The sequence below is a fragment of the Bacillota bacterium genome (assembly GCA_013178125.1).
Taxonomy (GTDB): Bacteria; Bacillota; SHA-98; order Ch115; family JABLXJ01; genus JABLXL01.
This window is the reverse complement of record JABLXJ010000005.1, coordinates 200902-209951: the sequence shown is the minus strand read 5'-3', so window position 1 is coordinate 209951 and position 9050 is coordinate 200902. Positions and strand designations below refer to the sequence as shown.

Here is a 9050-nt window from a genome sequence, read left to right as displayed (position 1 = left end):
TAACCAGCTCCACGACCACCGCAGACCTGGCTACCACAAGCCTAATCATAACCACTCGCTCAGTCCCTCATCACTGCTTAGTTTTCAAGGAGCATTCGAGAAACGTTGCCGTCCCTCCGTTTGCCGCTCCCCGTTGGGAGCAATGATAACTATACCACGTACTGAAGGCTATCTCAACACCGTCTATGCCCCTCCAGGACGATTTAGCCCCGAAAAACTAGCATGATACAGGATATTCCTCAATATTACTCACGATATCGAGCCTTTGTCGCTCCGAACCCTAGCCCTTTATTACCCCGATGGGGCGCATTCTCGCGACCTTCAAGGATATCCCGGCCTCATGGGTGGTATGAACGACCTCGTTGACATCCTTGTAGGCCTCGGGCGCTTCCTCGACCAGCGATGCCCTGGTCGCTGCAAGCGCAACAATGCCACGCGCCCGCAGCATCTCCTTTACACCCTCGGGGCTCAAACCACGCCGTGCGGCCCCCCTGCTCAGCGTCCTCCCTGCGCCATGGCAAGTGGAGCCGAAGGTCTCCCTCATCGCCTGCTCCGCGCCGATAAGGAGGTATGAGTTCCTCCCCATATCCCCCGGGATCAGCACGGGCTGCCCAATGGACCGGTAGGCACCGGGGATATCAGGGTGGCCTGCAGGAAAGGCGCGGGTCGCGCCCTTGCGGTGGACGCATACCCGTATATTTTTCCCGTCAACATTATGCATCTCGATTTTGGCTATGTTATGCGCGACATCATAAATCAAACTCATCCCGAGTTCCCCACCAGTCCCTGCCCCCGCCCCGAAGACCCTGGCAAAGGCCTCCCTCGTCCAGTAGGTTATGCACTGGCGGTTTGCCCATGCGTAATTGGCCGCGCACGCCATGGCAGCGAGATAATCCTGCCCCTCCGGAGAATCAAGGGGAGCGCAGGCGAGCTGCTTATCAGGGATAAAGATGCCATATTTCCGGACAGCCCGCTCCATGATGGCAAGATAATCGGTGCAGACCTGGTGGCCAAACCCCCTGGAACCCGTATGGATCATTACCACGACCTGCCCTCGATCCAGGCCCAGAACCCCGGCTACCTCCGGATTATAGATCTCCTCGACGACTTGAACCTCGAGAAAGTGATTCCCGGACCCGAGCGTGCCAAGCTGCGGCATCCCTCGCTTAATAGCCTTATCGCTCACCTTCTCCGGCAGGGCGCCCTCCATCTGCCCGCCCTCCTCGGTGCATTCAAGATCCTCCGTTGAGCCGTAACCGTGCTCAACGGCCCACCGCGCCCCCTTGACGAGCACCTCCTGCACGTCATCTCGCCCCAGCTTTATGACGCCTGATGAGCCGGCCCCCGAAGGAATATCGTGAAAAAGCCGCCCAACAAGCTCCTCGATTCTCGGCCGCACGTCTTTCTCACTCAGGCCGGTCCTCAGCATCCTTACCCCGCAGTTGATGTCGAAGCCCACGCCACCCGGGGATATGACGCCGTCCTCAACCCTGGTTGCAGCAACACCCCCGATGGCAAATCCGTAACCCCAGTGAATGTCCGGCATCCCCAGCGAGCATCCGACGATCCCGGGCAGGTAAGCCACGTTGGCGACCTGTTCGGGGGCCTGGTCGCCTTTTATCTGGTCCAGGTGACGTTCATCGGCATATATCAGCCCTGGAACTCGCATACCATCCTTATAAGATCTGGGAATCAACCACCTGTGCTCATCTATCTTTTCAAGCGGCCCTTTCCATTCATCACCCATAGCTCATCACCCATAGCCCCCCGGCGAAGCTATCCCGACGACCCTTAGCATCCCGATCCCTGAAGTGATGAAAGCGAGTTATTCGTTATGCATTATACGTCGAAAATAATTTGTGCCGTCCAATTGTTATTCTGTTCATCCTGCATTAATTCCAAACGATGATATGTCACGGCCTTTATCTCCGTCTCGGGGTTATGCCTCTTTTGGTCAAGCGGCTCCCCGGAAACCCTCGCTCTCAAGACGGGACCATGGGAATTCTCCTCGAGTTGCGTAATCTTGATTACGCCCGGCATGAACGACTCCGCATCGAACAGGTAGATCAATTCGGATAGCCAGGCAACAAGGAGCTCCTCTCTCGTATCCGCGCGCAGCGTGAATTCTTTGACCTCCCTTGGAAACACAGAAGCCGACGGCGCCATGATATGAAACATGCCGCGGGCGGCGTTCTCAAAAGTCTCAACAAGCGAAGAGCCATATACGCTGAGGCCTATATCGGCAGTGTGATCGAAAACCTCAAAGCCCCCGCCTTTTTCAGCACCCTTTTTCGCCATACCGCTTGTGTCACCCATGCCACCATCCCCTTAACTACCATTCCTGGCAGCGACCTGCGCGAGAGCAACAACAGAATCTCCATCATCTGTCTTCATGAGCCGCACACCCTGCGTGCCCCGGCCATGCACAGGAACGTCGCTCACCTGCATGCGGATGATGGTTCCCCCGGCGGAGATCACCATGAGCTCATTCTCCTCCCTGACGACCTTGGCGCCAACTATGGGGCCATTCTTAGGCGTAACATTGAGTGTCTTGATGCCCTTGCCCCCGCGGGATTGCACTCTATACTCGCTGATCGGGGTTCTCTTGCCATAGCCGTTCGCTGTGATGATGAGCAAATCTGCGCCGTCCTTCACTGTATCCATGGCGACGACCTCATCCCCTTCTAGCAGCCGGATGCCCTTAACCCCCCGGGCCGTCCTGCCCATCGACCTGATCTCCTCCTCGGGGAACCGGATAGCAAGCCCTTTCGCGGTAACAACGATAATCTCCTGGTCTCCCCGGGTTAACTTGACAGCTATCAGGTCATCGCCCTCGTCGAGCGTGAGAGCTATGAGCCCTGATTTCCGCCCCGTATCATATTCCGAGGCAGGCGTCTTCTTGACTGTGCCATGCTTCGTCACCATCAGGAGGTACTGGTCCGGGTTAAACTCCTTGATGGGAATAACGGCCCTGATTTTCTCCCCGGGCGCCATGGACACGAGATTCACAATAGATACCCCCCGGGCCTGTCTCCCGGCCTCTGGAATCTCGTACCCTCTTATGGTGTACATCCGTCCCCTGTCTGTAAAGAGCAGTATGAAATCGTGGGTGTTAGTAACGAAAAGGTGCTCTACGAAATCCTGTTCCCTTGTATTCAGGCCCGTGATACCCTTACCCCCCCGCCTCTGGCTCTTGTAGGTGTTCACAGGCACCCGCTTGATATAGCCGTCGTGGGTCAGGGTGACCACGATATCCTCGCTTGGAACCAGGTCCTCGATCTCAAGCTTGGTCGCCTCGTCTGTAATCTGGGTTCGCCTCGGGTCGCCAAACCTCTCCTTTATCGCGAGGAGCTCCTCCTTGATCACGCCCATGACCTTGCGCTCGTCTGCGAGGATGCCCCTAAGCTTAATGATCAGCTCGGACACCTCTTTGTATTCCGCTTCGATCTTATCGCGCTCAAGGCCTGTGAGGCGTTGCAGCCTCATATCGAGGATAGCCTGGGCCTGGCGCTCGCTGAGCCCAAATTCCCTCATCAAACCCTCTCTGGCTATATCAGGAGTGCGAGACTGGCGAATAAGCTTGATAACGGCATCGAGGTTATCCAGCGCTATCCTCAAACCCTCGAGGATATGAGCCCTCTCCTCGGCTTTATTGAGATCAAACCTGGTCCGCCGCGTTACAACCTCTTTCTGGTGTTCAATATAGTAATACAGAGTCTCCTTCAGGTTTATCACTTTGGGCTCGCCGTTTACCAGGACGAGCATTATAACCCCGAAGGACGCTTCCATCTGGGTATGCTTGTAGAGCTGATTCAGCACAACGCTTGGATTCGCGTCCCGCCGGAGTTCGATGACTATGCGCATCCCCGAACGGTCAGATTCATCTCTGAGATCGGCGATCCCATCGATCTTGCGCTCCCGTGCCAGCTCTGCGATGCTCTCGATGAGCCGCGCCTTATTCACCTGGAATGGTATCTCGGTGACAATGATACTGGATTTCCCGTTCAGCGCGGTCTCGATTTGAGCCCTTGCCCGCATCCTTATGGTGCCCCTGCCGGTTTCATAAGCCTCCCGGAAGCCTTCCCGCCCCAGAATGAGGCCGGCCGTGGGGAAATCCGGCCCCTTAATAGCCTTCATCAAATCCCTCACAGTGCACTCCGGGTTATCGATGAGCATCGTGGTCGCATCTATGACCTCGCCAAGGTTGTGAGGCGGAATATTGGTGGCCATGCCGACAGCTATGCCGGAGGAGCCATTCACAAGCAAGTTTGGAAAACGAGATGGGAGGACCTTTGGCTCCTTGAGAGAATCATCAAAATTGGGGCCGAAATCCACGGTATCCTTGTTGATATCCGCCAGGAGCTCCATGGTGATTCTGGTCATCCGGGCTTCCGTATAACGCATCGCGGCGGCGGGATCCCCATCCACCGAGCCGAAATTCCCGTGGCCGTCGATTAACGGGTACCTATAAGAGAAGTCCTGTGCCATCCTCACCAGCGTTTCGTATATTGCGGCATCGCCATGAGGATGATATTTGCCCATGACTTCACCAACGATCGTGGCCGATTTCCTGTATGGTTTATCAGGCGTGAGTCCCAGCTCGTTCATGGCGTATAATATCCGCCTGTGGATCGGCTTTAAGCCATCGCGGACATCGGGGAGCGCGCGCCCCACGATAACGCTCATCGAATAAAGCAGGTAGGACTTCTTCATCTCATGTTCTATATTTATCGGAACTACCTTTCCATCCGATAATTCGATCAAATTCCTGACCCCTCCTATTCGCCAAGTCAGTGCGCGTCATCCCCCACAAACATCGCGTGGGGCCCGGCTTAGATATCCAGCTCTGTCACTTCCCTGGCGTGCTCCTGGATGAACTCGCGACGCGGCTCGACCTTATCCCCCATAAGGGTCGAGAATATCTCTTCAGCGGCCATCGCATCCTCCATGGTCACCTGGAGTATCGTTCGCGATTCAGGGTTCATCGTTGTCTCCCAAAGCTGCTCGGCATTCATCTCCCCAAGGCCCTTGTACCTCTGGACTGTAATTCCATCGTGGCCAACCTTCGACAGCAGCTCCTCGAGCTCGCGCTCGCTGTATAGATAGTATTCCTTCTTCCCATGTTTCACGTGGAACAATGGCGGCTGCGCAATATATACGTTACCGTTTTCAATAAGCGGCCTCATATACCTATAAAAGAAGGTCAATAGAAGGGTTCGTATATGAGCTCCGTCAACATCCGCGTCCGTCATGGCGATTATTTTGCGATACCGCAGCTTGTTCGCATCGAAATCGTCGCCGACCCCCGTCCCGAGAGCTGTAATCATGGCTCTGATCTCTTCATTGTTGAGGATCTTATCGAGACGGGCCTTCTCCACATTTAGAATCTTACCCCTCAGGGGCATTATGGCCTGGAACCTCCGGTCCCTCCCCTGCTTTGCGGAGCCACCAGCGGAATCGCCCTCAACTATATAGAGCTCGCACAGGTCGGCATCTCTCAAAGAGCAATCCGCAAGCTTCCCGGGGAGCGATGAGACCTCCAGCGCCGATTTGCGCCTCGTAAGCTCCTTTGCCTTGCGAGCAGCCTCCCGTGCTCGCGCCGCGTTGATACATTTCTCCACTATCTTGCGAGCCGACTGGGGGTGCTGCTCGAGAAACTCCGCCAGCCCCTCCGAGACAATAGATTCAACGATGCCGCGAACCTCGCTATTACCGAGCTTCGTCTTTGTCTGACCCTCGAATTGAGGCTGCAACAACTTTACGCTGATGACAGCAGTAAGCCCCTCGCGGACATCGTCGCCGGAGAGGTTTTCCTCATTTTCCTTGAGAAGACCCATCTTGCGGGCGTAGTCATTCATGGTCCGCGTCAGCGCCGACCTGAAACCGCTGAGGTGAGTCCCGCCCTCTACGGTGTTTATGAAGTTCGCAAAGCAAAAGGTAGTATCCAGATACCCATCGTTATACTGGAATGCCACCTCGACGCTTGTGCTATCGGAGGTTCCATGAAGGTAAATGATCTCCGGGTGTACAGGCTCCTTGCTTCTATTCAGGTGTTCAACGAAGGATACTATGCCGCCCTCATATTTGAAAGCCGCCTGCTTTCCGGTTCTTTCATCCTTTAGATTGATGCCGACTTCCCTGCTCAAGAAGGCGAGTTCGCGCAATCTATGCGCTATAGTATCAAACGAGAAATCGACCGTTTCAAATATCTTCCCGTCCGGGTGAAAGGTAACCCTTGTCCCTGTAGCGTCAGATGTCCCTATGACTTTCAGCCCGGTAATCGGCTTGCCCCTCTCATACCTCTGGAAGTACACCCTGCCATCCCTCTTGACCTCAACCTCTAACCAGTCAGACAGCGCGTTTACAACTGACAGGCCGACGCCGTGAAGACCGCCGGAGACCATATAGCCGCCGCCGCCAAATTTCCCGCCTGCGTGGAGGGTGGTGAGGACCACTTCGACAGCCGGCTTCCCCTGCTTGGGGTGTATATCCACCGGTATGCCCCTGCCATTGTCCTCAACCGTTACAGAACCGTCGTTATTGATGGTGACTTCTATTTCATCGCAATATCCAGCCAGAGCCTCATCGATGCTGTTATCGACGACCTCATAAACCAGGTGATGAAGGCCTCTCGCGCATGTGCTGCCTATATACATGCTGGGCCGCCGGCGTACAGCCTCCAGGCCTTCAAGGACTTGAATTTGCTCGGCACTGTATGGAAGTGAATTAGCTGGTTTGTTCATCGAAATATACCCCCCATCCGGGGCTATCCTATCTGAGAACCTTAGCCCAACCTTTTTATTGTAGCCAAATAGGCGCGGCGAGTCAAGTTAAACCGGGCGCCTCTCTTGGAAAAACTTGGATGTTAATCATTCCTTAGCCACCACTATAGCCGCGCAGATCTGCCGCGCATGTAGCACCGCCCTTGAAACAAGCTAAGCCTCATTATCCGGCGCGCCCTCAGTGGCCAAGCCACCATACTCAGCCCTGCGTTTCAGGGTTAAGGGTGAAATAGCTGACAAATATACATGGCCGCCAGTTATGACCACTGACTTGGGCGAGCCGCCGGAAACGTCCCTTACAAATCCCTCTTCCTTTATGGCCCTCAGATATTCTCCTGTCGCGCCGGACTTCGTGGCGAGGTTCATATCCAGGATCGCTATGAGCTCTTTAGTAGAGACTGACACATCGCCGCCCAAATGCAGAAACATATCTACTTTCCCCTTTCACAGGCCATCTTGCAGGCCACCACGGCCTTTATGAAGGCCCCCTTTAATTTATCATCGGGTATATACTCAAACATTTCACCGAGCCGCTTCACAAGCTCGCTCGCTTCTTCGGATCGTAGCTGCTCGGATCGCACCCCTCCAGCAAGACTGGTGCCGGGCAGCAGCATCTCTCCGGATCCAGCGCACCCCGGCCAGGTCCGGCCACAGGAGGTTTCTAGATATTCCTCACCAAACGGCGATTCAGGCCACGGGCCGACCCTGAATTTTATATCCCTAATTACCCTGCGGCCGAGGCGCCGGTTGAGCTTCACCAGGAGGTCTTCCTTCAGGAATGCAAGTTGCTGCGCCCAAGCGGAGGTCCTCACCGCCACAAATAGTATCCCCTCTCGAGAATCCACAGGCCTTGCAGCCCTAGCGATCTCCGGACCAACCTCATCAAACCATACCTGAACCGCCTGCTTTTCCTTTACGCGGTTTGATACCCCGAGCTGCTTGAGGCTCCTCTCCAGGACGCTGCCGATCTTCACAAGCATATTTTACACCCGCACTTCAAAATTGAGGTGGTTTAGGCAGATGAATCTACGCCCTTCCAGGACTCGCGCCAGTTCGCGCCGGGTGCCGCGCATTTGAAATTTGCTCGAACACCTAAACTGGTTGGTTTTAGCTCAGGCCCCGATACTCATGGGTTTACACGTCCCATTCTCCACAGTGAATACTACCCTTGATGCTTTATTATGATCCAGCCCCCGCATATCTAATTGTGCCAGGTGCGTTGCTGTAAGAAAAGCTTGTAGATTATGGCTGACGTAACCCAGGAGGAGCTCCTGGTGGGCCTTATCGATCTCCGACATGACGTCATCCAAAAGCAATATGGGGGCGTCACCGGTTTCCGACCGGATGAATTCAAGTTCGCTAAATTTGAGGCATAAGACAATTGAACGTTGCTGTCCCTGGGAGGCATAGGTCCTCGCATCCATCCCCTCGATCGTGAAAACGAGATCATCCCTGTGTGGTCCCACAAGGCTTACACCCTTCGCGATCTCCTCGCGTCTCATTTTCTTGAGATTCCCGGCAAACTCATTCTTTAAGACATCAAGGCAAGCTCCGGCTGTAAAAGCTACAGAAGGAATGTACAGTATGTCGAGCTTTCCAGCTCCCCCGATCATAGGGTGAACTGCTGCCGCGACACGAGCCAGCTTCTCAACTACGAACCTTCGCCTCTCGACGACCCTTGCACCCGCATCCGCAAGCTGTTCATCCCAGATGTCGAGCTCGGTGAGGGCGGAACGAGAGAATCGCGAGCTGCGCAACACGGCGTTGCGTTGCGAGAGCACCCTGGCGTAACGCACGAGCTCATAACGGTATCCCTTGCTTACCTGGACGATCAAAAGATCGAGAAATCGCCGCCGGAGGAAGGGACCCCCTTTTACAATTTGAAGCTCGTCGGGGGAAAATACCACAACGGTTCCCACCCCGCCGGATCCCGCCAGGCGGCGCGCAGGCCCATCAACTCTTATCTCCTTCCCCCGAGCAAGGTTGTATTCGACCTCAACTATGGAATCGGCTTCCCCCCTAGTTACCCTGGCCTTGACGAGGTAGCCCTGATTCCCCCATCTCACAAGCTCGGAGTCACGGGCTGAGCGGTGGGACCTCCCGGTGGCGACTATATGAATCGCCTCTATAAGATTGGTCTTCCCCTGGGCGTTGTCTCCCACGAGTATATTTAGACCAGGATCGACCTGGATATCCAGTTTATGGTAGTTGCGAAAATTGGATAAGAATATGCGACGGACAAGCAAAATCCCCAACCCCCACTGCCAC

General features: G+C 55.0%; 7 protein-coding genes. All 7 read right to left on the bottom strand.

All coding sequences use genetic code 11. The features are described from left to right. Positions 1-280: 280 nt before the first annotated feature. The 7 genes from HPY71_06420 to recF all read right to left on the bottom strand — a co-directional run bounded on the left by HPY71_06420 (position 281) and on the right by recF (position 9028). A complete protein-coding gene (locus HPY71_06420) occupies positions 281-1747 on the bottom strand; it encodes an RtcB family protein (protein NPV53143.1) in 1467 nt (488 codons plus the stop codon). Between the two features lie 92 nt (positions 1748-1839). Continuing rightward, positions 1840-2316 (bottom strand): archease, encoded by a 477-nt coding sequence (locus HPY71_06415; GenBank protein NPV53142.1) that lies wholly within the window; start codon positions 2314-2316, stop codon positions 1840-1842. A 12-nt stretch (positions 2317-2328) separates the two neighbouring features. Beyond that, positions 2329-4761 carry a DNA gyrase subunit A gene (gene gyrA, locus HPY71_06410; GenBank protein NPV53141.1) on the bottom strand — a complete coding sequence of 811 codons (2433 nt, stop codon included), beginning with the start codon at positions 4759-4761 and terminating at the stop codon, positions 2329-2331. 71 nt (positions 4762-4832) lie between these two features. Continuing rightward, a complete protein-coding gene (gene gyrB, locus HPY71_06405; GenBank protein ID NPV53140.1) occupies positions 4833-6743 on the bottom strand; it encodes a DNA topoisomerase (ATP-hydrolyzing) subunit B in 1911 nt (636 codons plus the stop codon). A 192-nt stretch (positions 6744-6935) separates the two neighbouring features. Continuing rightward, positions 6936-7211, bottom strand: a complete 276-nt coding sequence (locus tag HPY71_06400) for a DUF370 domain-containing protein (protein ID NPV53139.1) — start codon at positions 7209-7211, stop codon at positions 6936-6938. Between the two features lie 2 nt (positions 7212-7213). After that, positions 7214-7762, bottom strand: coding sequence for a DUF721 domain-containing protein (locus tag HPY71_06395; GenBank protein ID NPV53138.1), 549 nt, complete (start codon positions 7760-7762; stop codon positions 7214-7216). Between the two features lie 132 nt (positions 7763-7894). Further along, positions 7895-9028: a DNA replication/repair protein RecF gene (recF, locus tag HPY71_06390; protein NPV53137.1), complete on the bottom strand. Its 1134-nt coding sequence runs from the start codon at positions 9026-9028 to the stop codon at positions 7895-7897. Between the last annotated feature and the right edge of the window lie 22 nt (positions 9029-9050).

Coding starts and splice junctions, on each gene's coding strand:
- HPY71_06420 (NPV53143.1), bottom strand. CDS start 1,747: ATGGGTGATGAATGGAAAGGGCCGCTTGAAAAGATAGATGAGCACAGG.
- HPY71_06415 (NPV53142.1), bottom strand. CDS start 2,316: ATGGGTGACACAAGCGGTATGGCGAAAAAGGGTGCTGAAAAAGGCGGG.
- gyrB (NPV53140.1), bottom strand. CDS start 6,743: ATGAACAAACCAGCTAATTCACTTCCATACAGTGCCGAGCAAATTCAA.
- HPY71_06400 (NPV53139.1), bottom strand. CDS start 7,211: ATGTTTCTGCATTTGGGCGGCGATGTGTCAGTCTCTACTAAAGAGCTC.
- HPY71_06395 (NPV53138.1), bottom strand. CDS start 7,762: ATGCTTGTGAAGATCGGCAGCGTCCTGGAGAGGAGCCTCAAGCAGCTC.